The organism is Galactobacter valiniphilus, assembly GCF_003575975.1.
Classification (GTDB): Bacteria; Actinomycetota; Actinomycetes; order Actinomycetales; family Micrococcaceae; genus Galactobacter; species Galactobacter valiniphilus.
In genome coordinates this window covers 17177-40655 of record NZ_QQXK01000016.1, presented here as the reverse complement: position 1 = coordinate 40655, position 23479 = coordinate 17177, and the positions used below count along the sequence as shown (strand labels likewise).

At 70.7% G+C, this 23479-nt stretch carries 19 protein-coding genes and 1 riboswitch; of the genes, 4 read left to right on the top strand and 15 right to left on the bottom strand.

What is annotated here, in order from left to right; genetic code table 11:
• Window positions 1–63 precede the first annotated feature (63 nt).
• Window positions 64–801 carry a queuosine precursor transporter gene (locus tag DWB68_RS09135; RefSeq protein WP_119424833.1) on the bottom strand — a complete coding sequence of 246 codons (738 nt, stop codon included), beginning with the start codon at window positions 799–801 and terminating at the stop codon, window positions 64–66.
• Between the two features lie 227 nt (window positions 802–1028).
• Between DWB68_RS09135 and DWB68_RS09130 the strand changes: the two genes are divergently transcribed.
• The gene (locus DWB68_RS09130; protein ID WP_119424832.1) at window positions 1029–1844 is read left to right on the top strand and encodes a hydroxymethylpyrimidine/phosphomethylpyrimidine kinase; all 816 of its coding nucleotides are present in this window, start codon (window positions 1029–1031) and stop codon (window positions 1842–1844) included.
• Between the two features lie 235 nt (window positions 1845–2079).
• Window positions 2080–5376, top strand: coding sequence for a S8 family peptidase (locus DWB68_RS09125; protein ID WP_119424831.1), 3297 nt, complete (start codon window positions 2080–2082; stop codon window positions 5374–5376).
• A gap of 185 nt (window positions 5377–5561) precedes the next feature.
• Here DWB68_RS09125 and DWB68_RS09120 read toward each other — a convergent pair whose 3' ends face one another.
• Window positions 5562–6968: a Y-family DNA polymerase gene (locus tag DWB68_RS09120; RefSeq protein ID WP_325048559.1), complete on the bottom strand. Its 1407-nt coding sequence runs from the start codon at window positions 6966–6968 to the stop codon at window positions 5562–5564.
• The gene (locus DWB68_RS09115) at window positions 6961–7422 is read right to left on the bottom strand and encodes a LexA family protein (protein ID WP_233548701.1); all 462 of its coding nucleotides are present in this window, start codon (window positions 7420–7422) and stop codon (window positions 6961–6963) included. The genes DWB68_RS09120 and DWB68_RS09115 overlap by 8 nt, the downstream gene beginning before the upstream one ends.
• Before the next feature lie 134 nt (window positions 7423–7556).
• On the opposite strand from DWB68_RS09115, the gene DWB68_RS09110 reads away from it, so the two are divergent.
• Both DWB68_RS09110 and DWB68_RS09105 read left to right on the top strand, forming a co-directional pair.
• Window positions 7557–8267 (top strand): HAD family hydrolase, encoded by a 711-nt coding sequence (locus DWB68_RS09110; RefSeq protein ID WP_119424830.1) that lies wholly within the window; start codon window positions 7557–7559, stop codon window positions 8265–8267.
• A gap of 200 nt (window positions 8268–8467) precedes the next feature.
• The gene (locus tag DWB68_RS09105; RefSeq protein WP_119424829.1) at window positions 8468–9124 is read left to right on the top strand and encodes a hypothetical protein; all 657 of its coding nucleotides are present in this window, start codon (window positions 8468–8470) and stop codon (window positions 9122–9124) included.
• 340 nt (window positions 9125–9464) lie between these two features.
• Here the strand turns inward: DWB68_RS09105 and DWB68_RS09100 are convergent, their stop codons facing one another.
• From DWB68_RS09100 to DWB68_RS09045, 12 genes are all read right to left on the bottom strand, one after another.
• The gene (locus DWB68_RS09100) at window positions 9465–10226 is read right to left on the bottom strand and encodes an SDR family NAD(P)-dependent oxidoreductase (protein WP_119424828.1); all 762 of its coding nucleotides are present in this window, start codon (window positions 10224–10226) and stop codon (window positions 9465–9467) included.
• Window positions 10227–10346: 120 nt separating this feature from the next.
• Window positions 10347–11288: a cytochrome b/b6 domain-containing protein gene (locus DWB68_RS09095; RefSeq protein ID WP_119424827.1), complete on the bottom strand. Its 942-nt coding sequence runs from the start codon at window positions 11286–11288 to the stop codon at window positions 10347–10349.
• 195 nt (window positions 11289–11483) lie between these two features.
• Complete coding sequence (locus DWB68_RS09090) at window positions 11484–12236, bottom strand: LysM peptidoglycan-binding domain-containing protein (protein ID WP_233548700.1); 753 nt, start codon at window positions 12234–12236, stop codon at window positions 11484–11486.
• A 366-nt stretch (window positions 12237–12602) separates the two neighbouring features.
• Window positions 12603–13394 carry an ABC transporter ATP-binding protein gene (locus DWB68_RS09085; RefSeq protein WP_119424826.1) on the bottom strand — a complete coding sequence of 264 codons (792 nt, stop codon included), beginning with the start codon at window positions 13392–13394 and terminating at the stop codon, window positions 12603–12605.
• Window positions 13387–14388, bottom strand: coding sequence for an ABC transporter permease (locus tag DWB68_RS09080; RefSeq protein ID WP_407645688.1), 1002 nt, complete (start codon window positions 14386–14388; stop codon window positions 13387–13389). The genes DWB68_RS09085 and DWB68_RS09080 overlap by 8 nt, the downstream gene beginning before the upstream one ends.
• An 81-nt stretch (window positions 14389–14469) precedes the next feature.
• Entirely contained in the window at window positions 14470–15459 is a 990-nt protein-coding gene (locus tag DWB68_RS09075; RefSeq protein WP_119424825.1) for an ABC transporter substrate-binding protein, read from the bottom strand.
• A gap of 271 nt (window positions 15460–15730) precedes the next feature.
• Window positions 15731–16981, bottom strand: coding sequence for an acyl-CoA dehydrogenase family protein (locus DWB68_RS09070; RefSeq protein WP_119424824.1), 1251 nt, complete (start codon window positions 16979–16981; stop codon window positions 15731–15733).
• Window positions 16982–17025: 44 nt separating this feature from the next.
• Window positions 17026–18279, bottom strand: a complete 1254-nt coding sequence (locus tag DWB68_RS09065) for an acyl-CoA dehydrogenase family protein (RefSeq protein WP_119424823.1) — start codon at window positions 18277–18279, stop codon at window positions 17026–17028.
• A 117-nt stretch (window positions 18280–18396) separates the two neighbouring features.
• A riboswitch (SAM riboswitch) is annotated at window positions 18397–18494 on the bottom strand.
• Between the two features lie 196 nt (window positions 18495–18690).
• A complete protein-coding gene (locus DWB68_RS09060; RefSeq protein ID WP_119424822.1) occupies window positions 18691–20127 on the bottom strand; it encodes an LLM class flavin-dependent oxidoreductase in 1437 nt (478 codons plus the stop codon).
• Window positions 20128–20147: 20 nt separating this feature from the next.
• The gene (locus DWB68_RS09055; protein WP_119424821.1) at window positions 20148–21098 is read right to left on the bottom strand and encodes a carbohydrate ABC transporter permease; all 951 of its coding nucleotides are present in this window, start codon (window positions 21096–21098) and stop codon (window positions 20148–20150) included.
• Window positions 21095–22093 (bottom strand): carbohydrate ABC transporter permease, encoded by a 999-nt coding sequence (locus tag DWB68_RS09050; RefSeq protein ID WP_233548699.1) that lies wholly within the window; start codon window positions 22091–22093, stop codon window positions 21095–21097. The genes DWB68_RS09055 and DWB68_RS09050 overlap by 4 nt, the downstream gene beginning before the upstream one ends.
• Window positions 22086–23456 (bottom strand): extracellular solute-binding protein, encoded by a 1371-nt coding sequence (locus DWB68_RS09045; protein WP_119424820.1) that lies wholly within the window; start codon window positions 23454–23456, stop codon window positions 22086–22088. Before DWB68_RS09045 ends, DWB68_RS09050 begins: the two co-directional genes overlap by 8 nt.
• Window positions 23457–23479 lie beyond the last annotated feature (23 nt).

Here is a 23479-nt window from a genome sequence, read left to right as displayed (position 1 = left end):
CGGTTTGCAGACCGCTCGCGGTACAGCAAACCGCCTTTTGGTGCCCGACGGCGGGTGGCCGGCTCAGGCGCGCCGGGCCTTGGCTGCCGCGACGGCGCGGACGTAGCCGGGCTCGCGGCGCTTGACCCAGCCGATCACGAGCGCCGTGACGGGCGAGAGGATGACCTCCACGGCGGTCTTGAAGACGAAGCCGACCACCACGTAGTTCCAGAAGGCGCCCCAGGAATCGATGCCGATGACGCTGGCGGCGATGGAGCAGAAGATGAGGGTGTCGAGGAACTCGCCCACGCCCGTGGAGCCGAGCAGGCGCGCGATCAGCTTGCTCTCGCCGTGGCGGCGCTTGAGCGTCACCATCACCAGGGCGTTGGAGAGCTGCCCCACGAGGAAGCCGGCGAGCGAGGCCACGACCACGAGCCACACGGGGCCGAGCGTGCGCTCGAGCGCCGCCTGGCCGTCGTAGAAGCCCGCGGGCGGCAGCACGATCATGATCCAGAAACTCAGCGCCGCGAACGCCGCCATGGCAAAGGTCGCGAGCACCGCGCGGCGGGAGGCCTTCCAGCCGTACACCTCCGAGACCACGTCGCCCAGGATGTAGGCGAGCGGGAAGAGGAAGAAGCCGCCGTCGGTGACGAGCGGGCCGAGTTCAACACCCTTGGAGGCGCCGATGTTGGAGAGCACCACCACCACGGCCATGACGGAGACAATGACCGCGTAGAAGCGGCTTCCCACGGGCGCGAAGGCGGGGGCCGGGCGGGCCGACTCGGTGGCGGCAGGGGTGGGGGTGGGGTGCTGATCGCTCACGATCGGTGCAGCTCCTTCAAGGAAACGAGGGGTCGGCAAGGCGCGTCTCGAGCGCTGCCACCACTCGTCAACGGCCACAAGCCGAAGGACTAGGGGCCATTCTTTCACGATTCGTGACGCCCGCCAGCACAGCCAACGCGGATCCGCAAGGGCCCGCGCGTCACGTAGCCAAGGTGGCCCTTCACACTCCCCCCGGTTCCCCGTGGGGGCGGTCCTACGATGGAGGCATGACTTCTTCCACTCCCGCCATCGCCCTGTCGATCGCCGGGTCCGAGGCCACCGGCGGCGCCGGTGCCCAGGCGGACCTGAAGACCTTCGAGGAGCTCGGCACCTTCGGCATCATCGCCCTCACGTGCATCGTGTCCTTCGACCCCAAGAACAACTGGGGCCACCGCTTTGTGCCGGTCGCGCCGCAGGTCATCGCCGATCAGCTCGAGGCCACGCAGACCGCCTACGCCGGCTCGCTGGACACCGTGAAGCTCGGCATGATGGGCACCCCGGACACCATCGCGACGGTCGCGGCCGCCCTCTCCAACCAGGAGTGGAAGAACGTGGTCCTGGACCCGGTGCTGATCTGCAAGGGCCAGGAGCCCGGCGCGGCGCTTGACACGGATCAGGCCCTGCAGGCGCAGCTGCTTCCCAAGGCCACCTTCGTGACCCCGAACCACTTCGAGGCCGAGGTGCTCTCCGGCATCGAGATCAAGACCGTGGAGGACCTCAAGGAGGCCGCCCGCATCATCCACGAGAAGTCCGGCGCCGCTGTGCTGGCCAAGGGCGGCGTCCGCCTCGAGGGCCCCGACGCGGTGGACGTGTTCTTCGACGGCGAGACCCTCGAGGTCCTCGCCACCCCCAAGGTGGGCGAGGTCGCCGTCTCCGGCGCCGGTTGCTCGCTGGCCGCGGCCGTCACGGCCGAGCTGGCCAAGGGCGTCGCACCGCTCGAGGCCGCGCGCAACGCCAAGGCCTTCGTGACCGAGGCGATCAAGCACCGCGTGGGTTCCGCCGCGCCGTTCGACGCCGTGTACCAGGGCGGCGCCCGCGCCTGAGGCACCCAGCCCTCGCACCCGACGTCGGGCCCTTCCTCACACGAGGAGGGGCCCGACGTTTTGTGTTCCCGTTTTCTCTCCCCCGGGAGAGATTCTTGCCGTCCAGAAAAACATGACAAGAGATGTCAAGGAATGCCTTGACAATCGTCTAACAGCGTCAGAGAGTGAAGACTCGTCGCACTCCGTGAGCCACCTCACGTGCGCGATGCTCGGCCCTTTCACCCCAAGGAGCATCATGAGTCATCCTCGACTGCGCTTCCTCTCCCGCGCGGCGGCCGCCGCGCTCGGAGCCGGAGCGCTCACTCTGTCGTTTGTCACCCCCAGCGTGGCCGCGCCGGACACCCCAGACGCCCCGAGCAGTTCCCAGCAGATGCTGGAGCGACTGAAGGACCTCAAGGTCGCCGGCTCCCTGCGCGGGGCCACGGGCGAGGTCAGCGTCTACGTTCAGTTCACGGGCGAGGGCACGTTTGCCGCCACCCAGTCCGACGCCGTCAAGCAGGGCAAGCAGCGCCCCAGCAAGAACGTCGCCAAGGTCAAGTCTCTGCGCCAGGGCATCGAGACCAAGGGCTCCTCCGCCGCCGCCCAGGCGGACGCGAAGGTGCTCTACAAGACCTCCAACGCGCTCCCCGGAGTGGCCCTGCGCGGCGACGCCCAGGCCATCACCGACCTGGCGGCGCGCCCCGACGTCGCCAAGATCACCGCGATCGTCCCCAAGCACCCTGACAATTCCGGCACGGACATCGACACCGGCGCCCTGGCCTCGTGGCAGAAGCTGAATCAGACGGGCGAGGGCATCACCATCGCCGTCCTGGACACCGGCATCGACTACACCCACGCCGGCTTCGGCGGCCCCGGCACACTCGAGGCCTACAAGACGGCCCAGGCCTCCGCGACGCTGCCGACCGCCGCGTCCGGGCTGCTCGACCCCAAGAAGTTCATCGGCGGTTGGGACCTCGTGGGCGACGACTACGACGCCAACCCGAACAACCCCACGTACCAGCCGGTGCCGCATCCGGACCCCAACCCGCTCGACTGCTCCACGGCCGGCCACGGCTCCCACGTCGCCGGCACGGCCGCGGGCTACGGCACCACGGCGGACGGCAAGACCTTCAAGGGCGACTACTCCACGCTCACCGAGAAGCAGGTCAAGGCCATGCGCATCGGCCCCGGCTCCGCGCCGGAGGCCTCGCTCGTTGGCATCCGCGTCTTCGGTTGCGAGGGTTCCTCCGACGTGGTGGGCCAGGCGCTCGACTACGTGCTCGACCCCAACCGCGACGGCGATTTCTCCGACCGCGCGCAGATCGTGAACATGTCGCTCGGCTCCGACTTCTCCCCCACCGACGATCCCGAGAACGACATCGTCGACGCGTTGAGCGCCCAGGGCATCCTCTCCGTGGTCGCCTCCGGCAACTCCTCCGACGTTACCGACGTGGGCGGCTCGCCCGGCAACTCCCGTTCCTCGCTGACGGTCGCCAACTCGGTGGGTTCGCTCGCCGCCGCGGATCCGACCGACGTCACGGCCCCCTCCGAGCTCGCCGGCGCCTACGCCAGCCAGCTCTCGGCTAACTTCCCGTGGGCCGGCGCTGTCTCGGGTGATGTGGTGGTCGCCGACGGCGGCTCGGCCACGACCGGCTGCCAGCCCATCACCGGCAACGTGAAGGGCAAGTGGGTCTTCCTGCACTGGACCGATGACCCGACCGGTCAGGCCCTTCCCTGCGGTTCCAAGGCTCGCTTCGACAACGCTGAGAAGGCCGGCGCCACAGGCGTCGTCCTCGACGCCCCGAGCGACTACTTCACCGCGGGCATCGCCGGCAACACCACCATCCCGGGCGTGCAGCTGACCAAGTCCTCCGCCGACAAGCTCCACGCGGCGGCCGAGGCCGGCACGCTCAAGGTCACGGTTGACCCGAGCAAGCGCGGCACGGTCACCTCGCCGACCGGGGTCAAGGACTCGCTCAACGCGTCCTCCTCGCGCGGCGTGCACGGCACCAACGGTGTCTCCAAGCCCGACGTCGCCGCCCCCGGCACGTCGATCGGCTCGGTGGGCGTTGGCTCGGGCAACGGCGCGGCAGTCATGTCCGGCACGTCCATGGCCACCCCGCACACCGCTGGCATCGCCGCCCTGGTCGCCGCCTCTGGCAACTACACGCCGCAGCAGATCAAGGCGCTCGTCATGAACACGGCCACCACGGACGTGCTCAAGGATGGCGTGGCCTACGGCCCGCACCGCGTCGGTTCCGGCCGTGTGGAGGCCCGCAAGGCCCTGGAGAACCACGTCATCGCGTACGACAAGGACGCGGCGGACGTCACCTCCGTGGTGTTCGGCGTGATCGAGGCCAAGCCGGGTACCTCGCGGTTCACCCGCACGGTGGAGCTGAAGAACCTCGGCACCACGCCGGTCACGTACAATGTGTCCTACCTGGCCGCCACGGCCATGCCGGGCGCCACGATCTCCCTGGACAAGAAGAGCGTCACCGTTCCGTCCAAGGGCATCGCCCGCGTCAAGGTCACGCTGACCCTTAAGGGTTCCCAGCTCTCCAAGACGCTGGATCCCACCTCGGACGCAGAGCAGCTGGGCGTGGCGCGTAGCTACCTCGCCGACGTCACGGGCCGACTGCAGTTCACCTCCTCCACGGAGCCCACGCTGCGCCTGCCCGTCACCGCGGCGCCCAAGCCCGTCAGCAAGATCGAGGCCAAGAGCGTCAGGCTCGACGTGAAGAAGCTCTCCGGCACCGTCAAGCTGGGCGGGCGCGGCCTTGACCAGGGCAGCGGGTCCGAGACGTACCAGGGCCTCGTCTCCACGCTGACCTTGGGCACCACGAGCACGCGCCAGCCGGCCGCGCTCGACAAGGTTCCGGGCGCCCGCGCCATGGACCTGCAGTACGTCGGCGCGAACTCCACGGCCCCGTCCGTGGGGGCTGCCAACGGCCGCCTCGACATCGGCATCAGCACGTGGGGCAACTGGACCACGCTGACGAAGACCTCAAGCGGCGGCCCGCTGGAGATCGATGTCCTCTTCGACACCGACGGTGATGGCAAGGCCGACTTCGCCTCGTACACCACGGGCTCCGACGACCTCGACCTGACGCTCGTCAACACGGTCGATCTCAAGACCGGCAAGCGCGTTGACCAGCAGCCGCTCAACGGTCTGTTCGGCGATGTGGACTCGAACGCCTTCGACACCAACGTGGCGGTGCTGCCCGTGCTGCTCTCCTCCATCGGCGTCTCCCAGTCGAACGCGTCCAAGCTGCGCTACCAGGTCTCCACCTGGAGCAGCTACAACAACGTGGACGGCGAGAACGTGGCCGTGGACGAGACCGGCTGGATCGGCTTCAACCCGTTTGCGCCGGGTGCCAAGGTGGCCTCCCCAGCCACCACGCTCGCCGACCTGCCGGGCCAGACGCTCTCGGTCAAGCTCACCGACAGCAAGCAGAAGCTGTTGCTGCTGCACCACCACAACGCCGCCGGCGACCTCTCGGGCAAGAAGAAGTCCGAGGACGGCGGCAAGGCGGAGGTGGTCTCCTTCCGCTGACCTCCCCCTGGTCGGCGTTGCGGGCCCCGGCGGATCTTCGGATCCGCCGGGGCCCGCGGCGTGTTCGAGGCACTGTACGACGGCGCGTGGCCGGCTCTCGCTGGGCTGTCCCGTTCGGCGCCGCCGGGCGGCGGGCGGTGCACGGCGGGCGGCGCACGGCGGGGGGCGCACGGCGGGGGCGGCCCTCAGGCCTTGGCGATGGGCAGCTCGTCCCATTCCGTGGTGAAGCGCTTCGAGCGGAACTCTCGCTTCATGCTCCACTCGGGCTCCTCGGCAAAACCACCGCGTCCCAGGCCGATCGCGGCGTGGCCGAAGCGCCCCTTAACCGAGGCCAGGAGGCCCGAGAGGTCCGCCGCGCGGGCGGGGGCCGCGCCGGAACCCGGCCCCGCGCCGTCGGGCACCGCGTCTTCCCCGCCGTCCAGGCTGAAGAGCTCGAGCTGCTCGCGGCCGCCGTGGTCCAGGTCCCGGCCCAAGCCGGAGAGCATGACGCCGGCGCGCACATAGGGCGTGCCCGGCACCACCACGGAGCGCAGGGCGGAGACGGCGTAGCGCGTGAGCAGGACGGGGTCGGCCGTGGGCTCCGGGAGCGCCACGGAGCGCGAGGGGAAGGATGCCTCGCCCGAGAAACGGCTGGTTCCCGCCGAGACCGTGAGGACCTTGGCGAGCATGCCCTGGGCGCTCAGGCGGGCCGCGGCGCGCTGGGTGTAGAGGTTCATAACCTCGTCCAGCTCGGCGAGCGTGCTGACGGGCGAGGAGAAGCTGCGCGAGTACATGACCTGCGCGCGGTCGGCCTTCTCCGCGGTGGGCGGGAGGCAGTTGACGCCGTTCAGCTCGCGCACGGTGCGTTCCAGGACCACGGAGTGGCGCTTGCGGACCTTGGCGGCGTCGGCGCGGCGCAGATCGGCGATCGTCTCGATCCCCTCCGCCACGAGCTTTTCGCCGCTCTTGCGGCCCACGCCCCACAGCCCCGTGACGGGCAGGCGTTCCTGCAGACGCCAGAGGTCGGCCTCGGCGAGCGAGTCGAAGGAGCACACGCCCTCCAGCTCGGCGCGGGCCTTGGCGATGTGGTTGGCGAGCTTGGCCTGGGTCTTGGTGGGAGCCACACCCACGCACACGGGCACGCCGACGTAGCGCAAAACGTCCTGTCTAATCCGCCGGGCGAGCTGCAGCAGCTCGTCGGGGGTGCCCGCGACGCCCACGAAGGACTCGTCGATCGAGTAGACCTCCTGCCAGAGGCCGTGGCGGCCCAGGACCTCCATGACGCGGGAGGAGAGGTCGCCGTAGAGCTCGTAGTTGCTCGAGCGGGCCACGAGGCCCCAGCGGGGCGCGAAGGGCTCGAGCTTGAACCAGGGCTGGCCCGTCTTGATGCCGAGGTCCTTGGCCTCCTGGGAGCGCGAGACGACGCAGCCGTCGTTGTTGGAGAGGACCACCACGGGGCGGCCCCGCAGCGAGGGGTCGAAGACGCGCTCGCACGAGACGTAGAAGTTGTTGACGTCCACGAGGGCCAGGCGCTCGTGCTGGGTCTGGTCGAGGAGCGAACCGTCCAGGTGGGCGACCGCCCAGTCCTCGCGGCGGCCCTGCAGTTCAGACACGATGCAGGCTCCGCGTCACGACGCCCCACAGGACGAGGTCGGTGTCCTCGCCCACGCGCGTGACGTGGGCGCCGTCGTCCGTGGCCAGGACCACCGTGCCGGGGCGCACGTGCCAGCGGCGCACCGTGAGCTCGCCGTCCAGGATCGCGACGACCACACTGCGGTCCTGCGGGGTCAGGGCGCGGTCCACGAGGATCTCGTCGCCAGCACTGATCCCGGCCGCGGCCATACCGTTGCCCTCGACGCGCATGAGGAAGGTGCTCGCGCGGTCCCGCACGAGGAGGCGGTTGAGGTCCAGGCCGCCGTGGAAGTAGTCCTGGGCCGGCGAGGGGAAGCCGTGCGCTTGCTCGGGCGTGCCGGTGCCGGCGCCGCCCTCGCCCGCGCGGGAGGCGGCGTCGAAGCGATCGGCGCCGGGCAGGGCGCGGCCGCCGCGGCTGTCGTACGTCTCGCCCACAGTGCCTCCCCTCTTCACTGATCGAACATTCCTTCGATCAGTCTAGCCTGGGCTGGCCACGCCCGGGCTCCTCACTAGACTGGAAGCGGTGCCCTCGCACCCGTTCCCGTTCCCGTCCCTTCACGGAGGCAGACATGCAGCAGCCGAGTTCGACCGCCCTTCCCCAGGCAGTGCTCTGGGACATGGACGGCACGCTCATCGACTCGGAGCCGCTGTGGATGGGCGGCGAGATCGAGCTCATGGTCCGCCACGGGCTCGAGTGGACGCACGAGGACGCCCTCCAGATGGTGGGCATGGCCCTGCCCGACGGCGCCGCGGTGCTGCAGGGCGCCGGCCTCGCCCTGGAGAACCGGGAGATCGTCGACACGCTCATCGCCCACGTCCTGGCCGGGCTGCGCACCGCCGTCGAGTGGCGCCCGGGCGCGCGCGAGCTGCTCCTGGAACTGCACGCCGCCGGCGTCCCGCAGGCGCTCGTCACGATGAGCGAGACGCCGCTCGCCGAGGCCCTGATCGAGGGCCTACCCTTCAACCCCTTCGACGCCGTGGTCACGGGCGACCTCGTCACGCGCGGCAAGCCCGATCCGGAGCCCTACGCTCGCGGCCTGGAGCTCTTGAGTGCCAAGCACGGCGAGCTGGATCCGTCCCGCTCCGTGGCGATCGAGGACTCCCGCCCCGGCACCGCCTCGGCCATCGCCGCCGGGCTCGTGACGGTGGGCGTGCCGTTCATGCAGGGCCTGCCGCGCCTGGCCGACCTCAACCTGCTGACCTCGCTCGAGGGCGTGGACGCCGCGGCACTGGGCCGCATCGTGGCCGACGACGCCGCGCGCCGCGTCCCCCGCGGCTGAGCCCGCCCCGAAAGGGGGCCACCCGACGTCGGGCATCCGAGGAGGCACCACGAACGGTTTGCTGTACCCAGAACGGCGAGCAAACCGTTCTGCGTCCAGGAAACCGAGCGCCCAGCCGGAATCGAGACCGCGCCCGGCCTACCCATCTCGCCATGCGTCCCGGACACTGATGGCAGCGCATCTCGAGCCGGGGGACAGACATGAGCATCGCCACGCGGACGAGGGCCTTCGCGGCCCTGGGGATGGTGCTCGCCGTGGCAGCGAGTGGTTGCGCGTCGAGCGCGCCGGCCCGGCAGGCGACGGCGGCCGCCTCATCCACGGGGCCGACCACCCCCTCCCCGGACAACGGTCGGGAAGCGCGCGCGGCCTTCCGCGCCTGGGTTGAGGCCCTCCCGGCCGACTCCCTGCGCGGTGACGTGGCCTTGTTCGACGAGGCCGAGTACCCCGAGGTGCTGCTCCTTTGGCAGCGCGACAAGCTGGAGGACACCTTCCCGATCGTCGCAGAGGCGCGGCGCAGGGGCATCGATCTTGAGGTGGTTGAACGCCGCTTCTCGGCCGAGGAGCTAAACCTGAGCTGCAAGCAGGTCGCACAGCACGAACTCGCCCTGCACGAGCTGGGCTTCAAACTCACCTCGCTCGGTTGCGTGCGGGACGACTTCGACGGCATCACGCTCTCGGGGCGGCCCGATTCGACGGCGGCGGCGTGGGCGGTGATTGGCGGCCCGGCGAGCGCCCAGTCACCGCGCGTCCAGGAGCTCGACGGCAAGATCGTGAAGGTGCTCAAGGCCCTCCCGACCCCCGCGAGGATCTACTGGGAACCGGCCAGCGAGGCCGCCATCCAGGAGTCGGGCGGTTAGGCCTCGCGCCGCCGATGATTCCTGGTGCGCGGGCCAGCGTCTGACCCGACAGGACGCGCCCCATGCCGGCCACATCGGCCAAGCCCCCCCAAGCGTCGTCGTGCTCTCCCGCCCCTCTCCTCCCGCACTTTTCGTCGAGTCCCGAACATTTCCTGCGGGACTCGACGAAAAGTGCGGGACTGGAAGCGGGAGGGAGAGGCACCGGAAGGACGCCCGGACACGCCGGCCAGAGGGAAGGACGCCCTGAAACGCACGAGAGCGGGGCGGGCACCCTGACACGCCAACGGGCGGCACCCCAGGAAGGGGTGCCGCCCGTTGGCGTGTCAGCGAGACGCGCGGGTCACTTGGGCGCCATGCGGATGGCGCCGTCCAGGCGGATGGTCTCGCCGTTGAGCATCGGGTTCTCGATGATGGCCTGCACCAGCTGCGCGTACTCCGTGGCCTTGCCGAGGCGGGCCGGGTGCGGGACCTGCTGGCCCAGCGAGTCCTGCGCGGCCTGCGGCAGGCCCGCCATCATGGGCGTCTCGAAGATGCCGGGAGCGATCGTCATGACGCGCACCTGCGAGCGGGCCAGCTCGCGCGCAGCGGGCAGGGTCAGCGCCGCGACGGCGCCCTTGGAGGCCGAGTAGGCGATCTGGCCGATCTGGCCGTCGAACGCCGCGACGGAGGCGGTGTTGATGATGACGCCGCGCTCCTCGCCCACCGGCTCGATGGCCTGCATCGCCGCGGCCGCCTGGGCCATGACGTTGACGGTGCCGAGCAGGTTGATGTTGATGACGCGCATGAACGCCGAGGCGGTCAGCGGGCCCTCGCGGCCCACGAGCTTGCCGGGCGTCGCCACGCCGGCGCAGTTGACCACGATGCGCAGGGTCCCGCCGGCGGCGGCCTGCTGCACGGCGAGGGCCACGGCCTCCTCGTCGGTGACATCGGCGCCGACGAAGTGCGCGCGCTCCCCCAGCTCGGCCGCCGCCTTCTCGCCCGACTCCCCGGGAAGATCCAGCAGGAAGACCTCGGCGCCGGCGGCGAGCAGCGCCCGCGCCGTCGCGTTGCCGAGGCCGGAGGCCCCGCCCGTGATGAGGGCCGTGGTTCCTTGAATCTGCATCCTGATGCTCCTTTGCGTCGGGTGCCCGCTCGCGGCGGGACTGGCGCCAAAAACGGCTGAAACTGCGGGGGGTTCGTGGGGCCGGGCGGCGCTGGCCGCGCCGCCGGGCGGGGGAAAGGACTAGTTGCGGCTGACCTTACCCATGAGCGAGGCGACGGGCCGCAGCACGACGGGGCGGGCCCCCTCCATGACGCCGATCGCCACGGCCAGGCCGACGACAAACACGATGAACCCGGCCCAGCTGGAGACGTCCTGGCCCCAGAACATGTGGTTCAGGTTCCGCAGGGCCCCCGTGGAGAGCACCAGCACCACGTGGACGATCATGAAGAGCACAAAGTAGAGCATGACCGGGAAGTGCACGGCGCGGGCCCACTCGATGGGATAGGCCTTGGCGAGCGCCTTGTTCTTGGCCGGGAAGAGCCCGGACATGCGCCAGCCGGAGAGCGCGGCAAGCGGGGCGGCGATGAAGACCGTGAGGAAGTACGTCAGGAGCTGCAGGGCGTTGTAGGAGACCCAGCCGTTCTCGGTGGGCCAGTCGAGGGAGGCGTACTGCAGCGCCGCGCTGATCGCGTTCGGGAACACGTCCCACGATGTCGGGACGATGCGCGCCCACTGGCCCGTGGTGAAGAGCAGCACGGCAAACACGAGGCCGTTGACGAGCCACAGGATGTCGATGCTCTGGTGGAACCACAGATCGAGGCTGATCTTCTTGGGGGCGGCACCGCGCCCGCGCTTCTTGGGTGTGAAGTACGCGGCGGGGCGCTGGACGGTGCGCACTCGCAGGCCGGAACGGACGATGAGCACCATGAAGAAGAAGTTCAGGTAGTGCTGCCAGCGCAGCCAGCCGGGGAAACCCTCGGGCGTGCCGGCGGGCGGGGTGGTGTGCCCCGGGTACGTCGCGACGAAGTCCTTCACGGCCGGGATGGCGCGCAGACCCTTGGCCACCAGGACCACCGCGGCCACAACAACGAGGGCGGCAAGCACCCAGATCAACGCCTGCTTCCACAGGGGCTGCGCCCTCAAACGGGCCAGCACGCCCTCGGGCTTGCGGGGGTTGGCCATGGTTGCACTCCTGCGTGTTCTGCTCGGGCTTCGGGTGCGGCCCGCGCGCGGCGGGCCCAGACTCCAAGGTACCCCGCCGGAGCGGTTCAGTGAATAGTCATTCACTGAAATTGCGGGTGCAACGCCACGCGGGCCGCACCCCCGGGGGAGGGTGCGGCCCGCGCGGTCATGACCCCGGCACAGCGGGGCCAAGCATCACTTGGTCGGGACGTTGAGCTCGGCGCCGACGAAGATGAGATCGGGATTGGAGATCGCGGACTTGTTCAGCGCGTACAGCGAGAGCCAGGAGTCCAGGCCCTGGGCCTTGGCGATCGTGGCGAGCGTCTCGCCGCTCTTGACCGTGTAGTCCTTGCCGGAGTCCTTGACGTTCTTGGGCAGCGCGAGCGAGGGAGCAGCCGGGGCCGCCTTGGCGGCGGTGCCCGCGTAGCTCCTCGACGTGCCGGCGTAGCTCTTGGTCGTGGCCTTGGCGGAGTACGAGCGCGTGGACGTGGACGGAGCGGACGTGCGCGTCGACGTGCTGGCGACGGACTTCTTGCCGCTCGTGTTGGAACCGGAGCCGGTGGCACCGTCGGAGGCGCCCTTGGAGCCGGACAGGCCCAGCTTGGCGGAGCAGGCGGGCCAAGCGCCCCAGCCCTGCCCGGCCTGCACCTTCTTGGCCACGCGGATCTGCTCGGCCTTCGAGGCATTGTGGGCGGAGCCCTTACCGCCGTACGCCTTCCAGGTGCTTGACGTGAACTGCAGGCCGCCGGAGTAGCCGTTACCGGTGTTGATGGACCAGTTGCCGCCGGACTCGCAGGCGGCCAGCTTGTCCCAGGTGTTGGCGGAGGCCGTGGCGGCCTGCGCGGGGGCGGCGGACACGGCGGCGCCTGCGGCGAGCAGGGCTGCGGCGGCACCGAGGACGCCGGCGCGACGGGCACGGCGAAGCATGGGGGTGTTCTTCTTGGTCACGGTTTTCTCCTGCGCCGCTCCGCCCGCGCATGACCCAGCGGGAGGCCGTCCAGCGCGATCTCGTGATCGTGACAGTGGGAAAGGGGCGCGGACGGCACGAGCCGCCCCTTCCGTCGTTCCGACTCGTCCCCGAACGCGGTGCGCGGGGCGTCGTTATCGAAACGTGACTATTCCAAGGTAACGAGATGATCACGGCCTGGCAAGCCCGGGTGTGCCGATCCAGGGAACTGCCAGCCGCCGTTCACCCTGACGTTGCCCCCGGACACAGCACGACGGCGCCCGGTCGCCTCCCGCCCGCGCCCCGCCAAGGCGGGGCAAGGGACGGACGCAACCGGGCGCCGTCGTGCGCTGAAAACTGCGCGGAAACTACTGGAGCAGCGTGCGGTCCGAGACCCCGCCGCCCTTGAGCTTGTCGAACTCGCCGAGCAGATCCTTGACGGCCATTCCGGCCTTCGTCTCGCCGTCGACCTCGAGGATGATGCGGCCCTCGTGCATCATGATCAGGCGGTTGCCGAGCTGCAGCGCCTGCTCCATGTTGTGCGTGACCATGAGCGTGGTGAGCTTGTCGCGATCCACGATGTTGCCCGTCAGGTTGGAGACCAGCGCTGCGCGCTGCGGATCCAGCGCGGCGGTGTGCTCGTCCAGGAGCAGGATCTCGGGCTGCGTCATGGTGGCCATGAGCAGGCTCAGGGCCTGGCGCTGGCCGCCGGAGAGCAGGCCCACCTCGGCCTTGAGGCGGTTCTCCAGGCCCAGCTCGAGCGAGGCAAGCTGCTCCTTGAAGAACACGCGGTCCTTGCCGGAGACGCCGGGCAGCAGATTGCGCGTGCGCGTGCGGCCCATGGCCACGGCCAGGTTTTCCTCGACGCTCAGGTGCGGCGCCGTGCCGGCCATGGGGTCCTGGAACACGCGGCCCACCCAGCGGGCGCGGCGGTTCTCCGCAATCTTGGTGACGTTGCGGCCGCCGATGGACACGGAGCCGACGTCGGGGCGCAGGCGGCCGCCGATCATGTTCAGCAGCGTGGACTTACCGGCGCCGTTGGAGCCGATCACGGTGACAAAGTCGCCGTCGCGCAGGGTCAGGTTGATGCCCTGCAGGGCCTTGCGCTCATTGACCGTTCCGGGGAAGAAGGTCTTGGCGAGGTTCTTGATCTCAAGCATTGCTCTGCCCCTTGGTCTCGGCGCCGGTCGGCATCACGGTGGCCGGGTGCGGTTCGTCCGTCGCATCCACGAGGTCCGCGAGGGCGTCCTCCTGCTTGGTGCGGGCGCGGTTGGCGCGCAGGTTCTTGACGAAGGACAGGCGCGGGAGCAGGAGCGCCGCGACCACGATCACCGCGGAGGCGAGCTTCAGGTCGGCGGGGTCCAGGCCCACGGCCATGGCCAGCTGGAGCACCCAGCGGTAGATGACGGCGCCCAGCGCGGCGGCCAGGACGGCCTGCCACACGCGGCGCTGGCCGAAGAGCGCCTGGCCCACGATGACCGAGGCCAGGCCGATGACGATGAGGCCGATGCCGGAGGTGATGTCGGCGGCGCCGTTGTACTGCGCCATGAGGGCGCCGGAGACGGCGACCAGGCCGTTGGAGAGCGCCAGGCCGAGGATCTTCTGGCCGTCGGTGCTCACGCGGAAGGAACCGGACATCTGCTCGTTGTCGCCCGTGGCGCGCAGCGAGAGGCCCAGGCGGGTGTGCAGGAAGCCGACCAGGACCACCACGAGCAGCAGGACCCACGCGGCGAGGATCAGCGAACCGGTCCACGAGTTGCGCATGAAGCCGGCGATCTCCAGCGGCGTGAAGATCGTGTCGATGCCCAGCAGCGGCACGTTGGCCTTGCCGTCCATGATGTGCAGGTTGATCGAGTAGAGGGCAATCATCATGAGGATCGAGGCCAGCAGGCCGTTGATCTTGCCCTTGGTGTGCAGCAGGCCGGTGATCGCGCCGGCCACGGCACCGGCCAGGAAGGCCACGATGAGCGCCACGATGGGCGGGGTGCCTGAGGAGATCAGCACGGCCCCGGTGGCGGCGCCGGTGGTGAAGCTACCGTCCACGGTGAGGTCGGGGAAGTCGAGCACGCGGAACGTGAGATACACGCCCAGCGCGGCGACCGCGTAAATGAGGCCCAGTTCGGTGGCGCCGGGCAACTGCGCGCCAAAGTTCATGAAGTTCACGTGTGACTCCTCGTCATGCCCGGGGCGCGGGCCGGAACCTTCTCCAGCCCGCGCCCCGGATCATTGAACGGCTCAGTACTTCTCGACGGCCTTGGACACGAGGTCGGCCGGGAGGGTCAGACCGATGTTCTTGGCGGCGGTCTCGTTGACGTACACGTCGTACTCGGTCTGCGTCTCGACCTTCATGGACTCGGGCTTGGCCTCTCCCTTCAGGATCTTGGCGGCCATGGCGCCGGTCTGCTCGCCGAGCTTCTCGTAGTTGATGCCCACGGTGGCGACGGCACCGGCCTTGACGGTGCCGGCCTCGGCGCCGATGACCAGGGTCTTCTTGGACTCCGCGACCTTCACGAGGGAGGCCATGGCGGAGACGACGGCGTTGTCCGTGGGGACGTAGATCGCGTCAACGTTGAGCGAGGAGGCGGCCTGGGAGACCTCGGAGGAGGCGGAGATGCCCTTGGCCTCGATGGTCAGGCCCAGCTCGGCCGCGGCGGCCTTGGCCCACTCGACCTGGACGGCGGAGTTGGACTCGGCCGAGGAGTAGACGATGCCGACGGTCTTGGCCTCGGGCTTGAGCTGCTTGATGAGCTCGAGCTGCTCCTTGACCGGGTTGGCGTCGGAGGTGCCCGTGACGTTGCCGCCCGGGGCGTCCAGGGACTTCACGAGCTTGGCGCCGACCGGATCGGTGACGGCGGTGAAGAGCACGGGGGCGGTCTTGACCGTGTTGGCGACGGCCTGAGCGGCCGGGGTGGCGATCGCGAAGACGAGGTCCGGGCTGGACTGCGAGATCTTCGTGGCCATCTGGGTGACGTTGGAGTTGTCACCGGCGCCGTTGAGCTGGTTGATCTGGACCTTTTCGGCCGGGAAACCGTTCGCCTCGAGGCCCTTGATGAAGCCCTTGTTGGTGGCGTCGAGCGCGTCGTGCGTGACGAACTGCAGGATCTCGATCTTCTTCTTGGCGCCGGCGTCGCCGGAGCCCGAGGAGCCGGCGTTGCCGCAGGCGGTGGCGGTGAGGACAAGTGCGGCCGCGGCGGCCGCGACCTTGAGGCCGGTGAAACGCTTCATGGCTCTCTTCCTACTTTCAAGGGTGACGGAGTGCTGTGAACCATCTCACACCTGGCCCATCCGTCCCCACAAGCGGGGAACGAATGGGGATGAGAGGCGGCCCCCAGTGGACAAATGGTGTCCCGCCCAGAGGGCTCATGACAAATCGTCCACGGACTTTACAGCGGGGTCAGAGAGCTCCATCACAGCGCACGACGACGCCCGGCACCGTGGGTGCCGGGCGTCGCCAACGCCTGCTACCGGACCGGGCGGAGCCGGCGGGTTCCCTTGGCTAACCCGCAGATCCCACGCTCCACAGCAGCGGCGCGTCGGCATCGTTGACGAGCTTGTCGCCCAAGATGCGCGCCTTGTAGACCCACGGGTTGTGGGTCGCGGCCGTCCGCGCGTTGCGCCAGTGGCGATCCAGGCCGGCGGTGACCGAGGTGCCGGAGGCGCCCAGCGCGTCGAAGAGGCGGGTGGCCGCTGCGGGCACCGAGGCGGAGAGCACCACCTGGCCGCGCGCGGAGGCACGCTCGGCCGCCTGGTCCGCCTCCGCCGTCGGGCCTCCCCCGACCCAGCGGGCCTCGGCGGCGGCCGCCGCGCCCTCGAGCGCAGCGGAGACGGCGTCCACGACGGCCGCGGCGGCGAAGGCCGTCGCGTCCAGCTCCCCGACCACCTGGAGCAGCTGCGGGTCGCCGGCGGGGCCGGAGGCAGCGCCGTGGGAGTAGCCGCGGGCGCGGGCCTTGAGGGCCGCCGCTGCGTCGTCTGCCGCGTTGCGGGCGATGCCGGCCAGCGTGGCCAGCAGCACCTGCTGGTAGAAGGCCGTCTGGTAGCCGAAGCGCTCGGAGCCCGGCACCACGTGGGCGTCCAGCACGGCCGCCTGGGTGAAGACCGTGGTGCCGGTGCCCGTGGTGCGCTGACCGAAGCCCGTCCAGTCGTCGCTCAGCTCCACGCCGGGGTCGTCGGTGCGGACGAGGGCGATGACGTCCTCGCCGTGCTCCGGCGAGTCGGCGTAAACGTCGATCCACTGCGCAAAGATGCTGCCGGTGGAGTAGTACTTGGTGCCGTCCAGCACCCAGTCCCCGCCCTTGCGGCTCAGCCGCGTGGAGGTCAGGCCCTGCTTCGAGATGGCGGCGTCCGTCCACGCGTTGCCGGCCAGCTCGCCGGCCACGAAACGCGCAAACCACGCGTCCCGCTCCGGGCCCGGAGACGAGACCAGGCGGTCCTCCACGAAGGCGAGGTGCCCGCGCAGGGCCTGGGCGGCGTTCGGGTCCGCCGCGGCGACCTCGGTCAGCACGGCGAAGAGCTGCGTGAGCGAGAGCCCGGCGCCGCCGAACTCGCGGGGTACGCGCAGGGCCGCGAAGCCCGCCGCGGCGAGGGCTGCGACGCCCTCGCGCGGCAGCTCGCGGGCGGCGTCGCGCTCGACGACGCCGGCGCGCAGGATCTCCAGGGCCGGCGCGAGGCGTTCGCGGACGGCCGCCAGCTCCTCGGGGCTGGCCTGCTGGCCCACCACGGTGAAGGTGGGTTCTGCGGTGATGCTCATGGGGTTCTCTCCTCTTCTGGTCTGTGGGGCGGCGCGGGGCCGGCTCAGGTGTAGAGGGAGATGGGCTGGGTGGTGCCGTCGAGGAAGTACGCGTCGACCTCGACCTTCTTGTAGTCCACCGGGTCGTGCAGCGAGTGCGTGCGGACGTTGCGCCAGTGCAGGTCGAGGCCCACGGTGTTGGCCGTGGAGCCGGAGCCCGTGACGTCGAAGATGCCGGAGGCGACCTGCAGGGCCACGTCGGTGGCGGCGACCTTGAGCTCGGCGATGGCCACGGCAAAGGCCCCGCGCTCCTCGTCGGAGTAGGCGGCGTCCGCGTCGAGCTCGGTGTCGAAGCGACGGAAGAGCTTCTCGGCGAGCGCGGCGACGGCGGCCGTGTGCGCCTTGAGCTCGCCGATGCGGCGCTGGAAGAGCGGGTCCTTGGCGTAGACCGGGGCGTCGGAGAGGAACCAGGCGTTCGGACGGGCCAGGAGGATCTCGCGGCCCTGTGCCAGCGCGCCCTCGGCGACCCCGAGGTAGAAGGCGCCGAAGGCCAGCTGGATGCCGGGCGTGATGAGGGTGGAGACCGGCACGTCGGTGACGGGGCCCAGGACGTCCTCGTCGCGGACGGCGACGTTGGTGTAGGTGACGGAACCGGAGCCGGTCAGGCGCTGGCCCAGATTGTCCCAGTCGCCGCCGAGGGTGAGGCCCTCGCGCTCTCGTTCCACCACGAAGGCGAGCACCTGGCCGTCGGCGTCGCCGCCGCGCACCAGGGCGTTGATGACGATGACCTCGGCCACGGACGAGCCGGTGGAGTAGCGCTTCTTGCCGTTCAGGACCCAGCCGTCGCCGTTCTCGGCGGGCGTGAGGGTGAGGTCTGGGTCGGTCGGGTTGACCGAGTCGGCCCAGAGCCACTTCGCCTGGGCGGTCTTGGCCCACCACTCACCCTGCGCCTCGGGGGCGCCGTAGAAGGCGATGCCCGCCTGGTTGATGAAGTGGTAGGCCAGCAGCTGGCCCAGCGAGCCGTCCACGCGGGAGACGATGCGCACGGCCTCGAAGGCGCTCTCCCAGTGCCCGCCCGGGCCGCCGAACTCGGCGGGGATCAGGATGTCGAGGAGGCCCTCGGAACGCAGCACGTCCACCTCGGCGAAGGGCTCGGCGTTGGAGCGATCGCGCGTCAGGACGTCTTGCTTGAGGACGGCGGCTGCACGCTCGGCGGCGGCGCGCCAGTGGTTCAGCTCTTCTTCGGTGGCGTTGAGGGGGCGGTCCTCGGTGGCGCGCCACGGGGTGAGGAAGCGGGTGGATTCGGCGGTGAGGCTCATGAGTGCTCCTGGGTTGACAGGGCCCGACGCCGCGTGGGCGGCGTGGGCGGTTCCGGTGCGGCCTGGCGTTCTCGCCAGGCCGGTGTGTGTCAGTCACGCCGGTGCACACCCGCGGCGTTCCCATCGTTCCTGGCGGAAGCACCGTCCCCGCGTACAAGGCGGGGTGGTTGCTGCGATGTCGACGAGCCAGGTCTCTCGATCGCTCTGGATGGCTGCGACCAGCTCACCAGGAACGCGACGCCCGCGCATCCCCGCCCGTCACGCTTCGCCCCCGAGCAGCGCCACGCGTCACACGGCGTCACGAGACGGGGCTCGCGGCGGGCCCCGCACCCCGTGTGACACGCGGCGGCGCCCGTGTGACGACACGGGGTCGTCACACGGGCGCCGTGGGTTCGGCCTTCGGGGCCCGGCTCAGCGGACGCCGAGCACGGCCTCCGGGGTCAGCGTGGCGGCGGCATCCGCGGCGGAGGGACCCGCGGAGAGGCTCCCGCGGTAGGCGGCACCGGGGTGGGGCGCGGCCAGGCGCGTGTTCCCCTCCCCCGCGAGGTGCTCGCGCAGCGTGGTGCCGTGCGGCGCGGCGGGGACCCGGCCGCGCTTGCGCAGCTCGGGAACCACGAGGTCGATGAACTGCTCGTAGGAGCCGGGCGTGATGGCGTGGGCCAGGTTGATGCCGTCCAGCCCGCCCTCGTCGATCCACCGCTCCACCTCGTCGGCGACCGTTTCGGCGGAGCCGACCAGCACGGGGCCGATCCCGCCGATCCCGAGGTAGCGGCCCACCTCGGCCGTGGTCCAGCGGCGCTGCGGATCCGCCGTGGTGAAGATCGAGAGCGCCGAACGCGCGGCGTTGGTGTCGAGGTACTCGAGCTCCTCGTCGCTCGGCACGCCGGCGAGGTCGAGCCCGCTCCAGCCGCCGTAGAGCGTGAGCGCCCCCTCCAGGGAGGCGTACCCGAGGTACTCGCGGTGCAGCCGCTCGGCCTCGGCGTCGGAGTCGGCGACGATCGCCGTCACGAGCGCGTAGATCTTGGCGTCCTGGCGCCCGCGGCCGGCGGCCTCGAGGGCGTCCCGCGTGGCGTCGGTGCTCTTGCGCGTCAGGTCCGGGCGGATGCCGTTGATGAAGATGCCCTCCGCGTGGTTGGCCCCGAAGGCCCGGCCGCGCGAGGAGGCGCCGGCCTGGAACAGCGCGGGGGTGCGCTGGATCGAGGGCTCGGAGAGGTGCAGGCCGGGGACCTCGAAGTGCCGCCCCACGTGGTTGATGGGGTGCACCTTGGACGGGTCGGTGTAGACGCCGGCGGCCCGGTCCTTGACCACGGCAACCTCGTCCCAGGAGGCCTCCCAGAGCTTGTAGACCACGTCCATGAACTCGTCGGCCACGTCGTAGCGATCGTCGTGGCCGATCTGGCGTCCAAGGCCCAGGTTGCGGGCGGCTGACTCCAGGTAGCTCGTGACGATGTTCCAGCCGATGCGGCCCTTGGTGAGGTGATCAAGCGTGGAGAACTTCCGGGCCAGCGCGTAGGGCTGCTCGTACGTCAGCGCGGCGGTCACGGCAAAGCCGAGGCGCTGCGTCACCGCCGCCATCGCCGAGACGGCGAGGAAGGGGTCGCTGAGCGGGACCTGGTCGGCGTCGCGCAACGCCGGGGCGGAGGAGTTGCCGTAGACGTCGTAGACGCCAAGGACGTCGGCGAGGAAGAGCGCGTCGAAGCCGCCGCGCTCGAGCAGCTGGGCCAGATCGGTCCAGTACTCGAGGTCGAGGTAGCGATCGGCCTGGCTCTGCGGGTGGCGCCACAGGCCGGGGCTCTGGTGCGTGGGGGTCGACATCGCAAAGGCGTTGAGGTGGATCTGGGAGGTCATGATGCTTTCCTTCTTCGCGCTCAGCGCGAGGCTCCGTGGGTCAGACCGGAGACGAGGCGGCGCTGCAGGAGCAGCGCTGCCAGGACCGGGGGAAGGGCGGTGATGACGCCGGCGGCGGCGATGCGCCCGACGTGGGGGATGCGATCCCCGTAGAAGAGGGACAGGACCACGGGCGCCGTGCGGGACTCCGGGCCCTGCGTGAGGAACGTGGCGAGCAGGAACTCGTGGTAGTTCTGCAGCCCCACGATGAGCCCCACGGCCACGAGAGCCGGGGCGAGGAGCGGCAGACCCACGCTGCGCAGGATGCGCCACTCCCCCGCGCCGTCCAGTCGGGCCGCCTCGATCAGCTCGGACGGCACCTTGGCCACGAAGCTGAGCAGGAGCCACAGCACCACCGGCAGGTTGACGAGGGCGTAGACGAGCACGAGGCCGGGGATCGTGTTGAGCAGGCCGGAGAGGCGCAGGAGCAGGAAGAGCGGCACCACGGCCACGACGGGCGGCAGCAGCCAGGGGCTCAGCAGCACCCCGACCCCGCGCCCGCTTAACAGGCCCAGGCGGGCGATGGACCACGCGGCGGCGAGCCCACCGGCGAGCGAGATCAGGGCGGCCAGGACGGCCACGAGCACCGAGACGCCCACGGCGAGCGGCAGTTCCGAGTCGCCGAGCACGGTGGCGTAGTTCTCCCAGCGCGGGCTGGCCGGGACCAGCACGCCGGCCACGGTCTCGTCCCGACCCATGAGCGAGACGGAGACCAGATAGAGCGGCGGGACCAGCGCGCCCACGAGCCCCACGATCGACAGCACGCGGCCGAGCACGGAGGGCCGGAAGCCGGCGCGGCTCCCCGCGTGGCGACGGGGAGAACGCACGACGACGCTCGGGCCGCCGGGAGTCCGGCCCGCCTGCGCGGCGGGGCCGGGGCGGGCGGCGGGGACGCTCGCCTCGCGCACCGGCAGGGCGGTGGGGGCGCTCATGCTGGTTCCTCCTCGAGGCGGTTGGCCCTCGCGTTGAGGGCAAGAAGCGGCGCCGTCACGAGCGTGACCACGATCGCGAGGGCGAGCGTGAGCACGCTGGCGCGGCCCAGGTCGAACTCGCGCAGCGCCACGCGATGAATGAGGTAGGACGCCACGGTGGTGGACTGCCCCGGGCCGCCGGAGGTCATGACGCTCACGAGGTCGAAGACCTTGAAGGCGAGCACGAGGCGGATGAGCGCGGCCGCGGCGACGGCCGCCGCGATGGCCGGCCACAGCACGCCGCGGAAGAGGCTGAGCCCGCGCGCGCCGTCCAGCCGGGCCGCCTCGAGGACGCTGCTGTCGAGGGCGAGCAGGGCAGCGAGGACCAGCAGAAACACGAGCGGCGTCCACTCCCACACATCGGCGGCGGCGATGCCGAGCAGGGCGGTGTCGGTCGAAGAGAGGACACCGGGCGCCGGCAGGCCGACGGCCTTGGCCAGGACCGCGAGCAGGCCGCCCTCGGGGTTGAAGACCTGCTTGAAGAGCACGCCGACGACCACGGGCGGAATGAAGAGCGGCAGCAGGAGCGCCGCGCGCAGGGCGCTCGGGCGGCGCCAGGCCGAGTGCACGGCGAGCGCCAGGATCAGGCCAAGCGCCACGGAGGCGGCCGTCACGCCAACCGCGTAGGCGGCCGTGCGGACGATCGCCGCGACGGCGTCTGGGTCGCCGAGCGCCTCTTGGTAGTTCTCCAGCCCGGCCCACCGCCGCAACGGCTTCCCGAGAGTGGACTCGAAGAAGGAGTTCGCGGCGATGAACAGGAGCGGAATCACGCCGATGAGCAGCCAGCCGAGCACCGCCGGGATCAGCAGGAACCGCCCGAAGCGGCGGACGCCCGAGGTACCCGGGGCCAGCGCGGGGCGGGCCCGCCCACCTTGCCGACCCCGCGCCGTCGGGCCCTGCGGCGAGGCGGCCGGGGCCGCCTCCCGCCGGGCTGCCGACTCCAGCGTGTCAGCCAAGGATCTTCTCCCATTCGCTCTGCACGCGCCCGAGCGCCTCGGCGGCCGTGCCGCCCTGCCCGGCGATGAGCTTGGCGAGCTCGTCGGTCAGGACCTCCGCCGCGCGGGTGGCGCCCTTGACCTGCGGCCACGCGAGCGCGCCGGAGAGGGTGGTGGTGTTGACCTTCTGCAGCTCCGGGTACTGCTTGGTGTAGGCCGCCGACTCGAGCGAGCTCTTGCGGTTCGGGTCGATGCCGGAGGGCGGATCGGAGACCAGGAGCGCGGAGTTCGTCTCCGTGTTTGTGGCAAAGCGGATGAAGTCGCGCGCCAGCGCCTCCTTCTCCGTACCCCCGGCGATGACCCAGCTGAAGCCGGCCACGAGGGAGGCGCGCGGCGTGGTGTTGGAGCCGCCCACCGGCAGGGTGACGACGCCCCACTGGTCCTTGACGGTCGAGTCGGCGTTGAGCTGCGAGCCCACGCCGAGGTCGGTCCAGTTCTCGATGAAGGCGACCTTGCCGCGGAACCACGCGCCGTTGCCGACGCCGAAGTCGGTCTCGGCGGCCGTGGGGAAGGCCGTCGCCACGGAGGCGACGAGGTTTTCGGCAGCTGCCACGGCCGCGGCCGAGGTCAGGGCCGGCTTGCCGGACTCGTCGAGGAAGCTGCCGCCGAAGCCGGCCAGGCGGTTCGCGTAAGAGGCGCCGAGGATGAGCGGGGACTTCTGGCCGAAGACCGCGTTGCCATAGACGCCCTTGTCCTCCTCCGCATCGGTGATCTTCTTGGAGATGGCGACGTACTCGTCCCACGTGGCCGGCGGCGTGGTGATGCCGTGACGCTTCAGGATGGTCTTGTTGTAGAAGAGCACGTGCGTGTCGCCGTCGAACGGCAGGCCGTAGCGCTTGCCGTCGATGAGGGAGTACGGGTCGTAGATCGACGGGATGAAGTCCTCCGGCTTGATCTGCGCCTTGTCCGCGTCGATCCAGGACGTCAGGTCCTTGATGGCGCCGGCATCGGCGAGGTCGCCGAGCGAGACGTACCAGGGCGCCGCGACGTCGAACTTGTTGGCGCCGGACTGCTGGTCAAGCTGGAGGGTGGAGCCGATCTCGTCGTAGGGAACGATCGTCAGGTCCACGTCGACGCCGCGCAGCTTCTTGTACTCGGCCTTGAGCCAATCGGCGGCGCCCTGGTGCGAGGTAATGAGCAGGGCGCTGAGCTTCTGCCCCTTGAAGGAGGCGGGATCCACGTCGAGGGCCGCGTCGCCGGAGGAACCCGCACCGGTGCCGCCGCAAGCGGCGAGCAGGAGGGCGCCGATGCCGCCGAGGCCGGCGAGCGTGACGGCGCGGCGCGTGGGGCCGCTGGGCAGTTGCGAGGTGGCAGGGGTGGCCATGACGGTGCAGGTCCTTCCGACCA

Bases quoted from the DNA above. Each gene is read 5' to 3' on its own strand.
- DWB68_RS09100 (WP_119424828.1), bottom strand. From the start codon at position 10,226: ATGCAGATTCAAGGAACCACGGCCCTCATCACGGGCGGGGCCTCCGGC.
- DWB68_RS09130 (WP_119424832.1), top strand. From the start codon at position 1,029: ATGACTTCTTCCACTCCCGCCATCGCCCTGTCGATCGCCGGGTCCGAG.
- DWB68_RS09110 (WP_119424830.1), top strand. From the start codon at position 7,557: ATGCAGCAGCCGAGTTCGACCGCCCTTCCCCAGGCAGTGCTCTGGGAC.
- DWB68_RS09075 (WP_119424825.1), bottom strand. From the start codon at position 15,459: ATGAAGCGTTTCACCGGCCTCAAGGTCGCGGCCGCCGCGGCCGCACTT.
- DWB68_RS09095 (WP_119424827.1), bottom strand. From the start codon at position 11,288: ATGGCCAACCCCCGCAAGCCCGAGGGCGTGCTGGCCCGTTTGAGGGCG.
- DWB68_RS09065 (WP_119424823.1), bottom strand. From the start codon at position 18,279: ATGAGCCTCACCGCCGAATCCACCCGCTTCCTCACCCCGTGGCGCGCC.
- DWB68_RS09070 (WP_119424824.1), bottom strand. From the start codon at position 16,981: ATGAGCATCACCGCAGAACCCACCTTCACCGTGGTGGGCCAGCAGGCC.
- DWB68_RS09080 (WP_407645688.1), bottom strand. From the start codon at position 14,388: ATGAACTTTGGCGCGCAGTTGCCCGGCGCCACCGAACTGGGCCTCATT.
- DWB68_RS09055 (WP_119424821.1), bottom strand. From the start codon at position 21,098: ATGAGCGCCCCCACCGCCCTGCCGGTGCGCGAGGCGAGCGTCCCCGCC.
- DWB68_RS09045 (WP_119424820.1), bottom strand. From the start codon at position 23,456: ATGGCCACCCCTGCCACCTCGCAACTGCCCAGCGGCCCCACGCGCCGC.
- DWB68_RS09125 (WP_119424831.1), top strand. From the start codon at position 2,080: ATGAGTCATCCTCGACTGCGCTTCCTCTCCCGCGCGGCGGCCGCCGCG.
- DWB68_RS09105 (WP_119424829.1), top strand. From the start codon at position 8,468: ATGAGCATCGCCACGCGGACGAGGGCCTTCGCGGCCCTGGGGATGGTG.
- DWB68_RS09060 (WP_119424822.1), bottom strand. From the start codon at position 20,127: ATGACCTCCCAGATCCACCTCAACGCCTTTGCGATGTCGACCCCCACG.
- DWB68_RS09085 (WP_119424826.1), bottom strand. From the start codon at position 13,394: ATGCTTGAGATCAAGAACCTCGCCAAGACCTTCTTCCCCGGAACGGTC.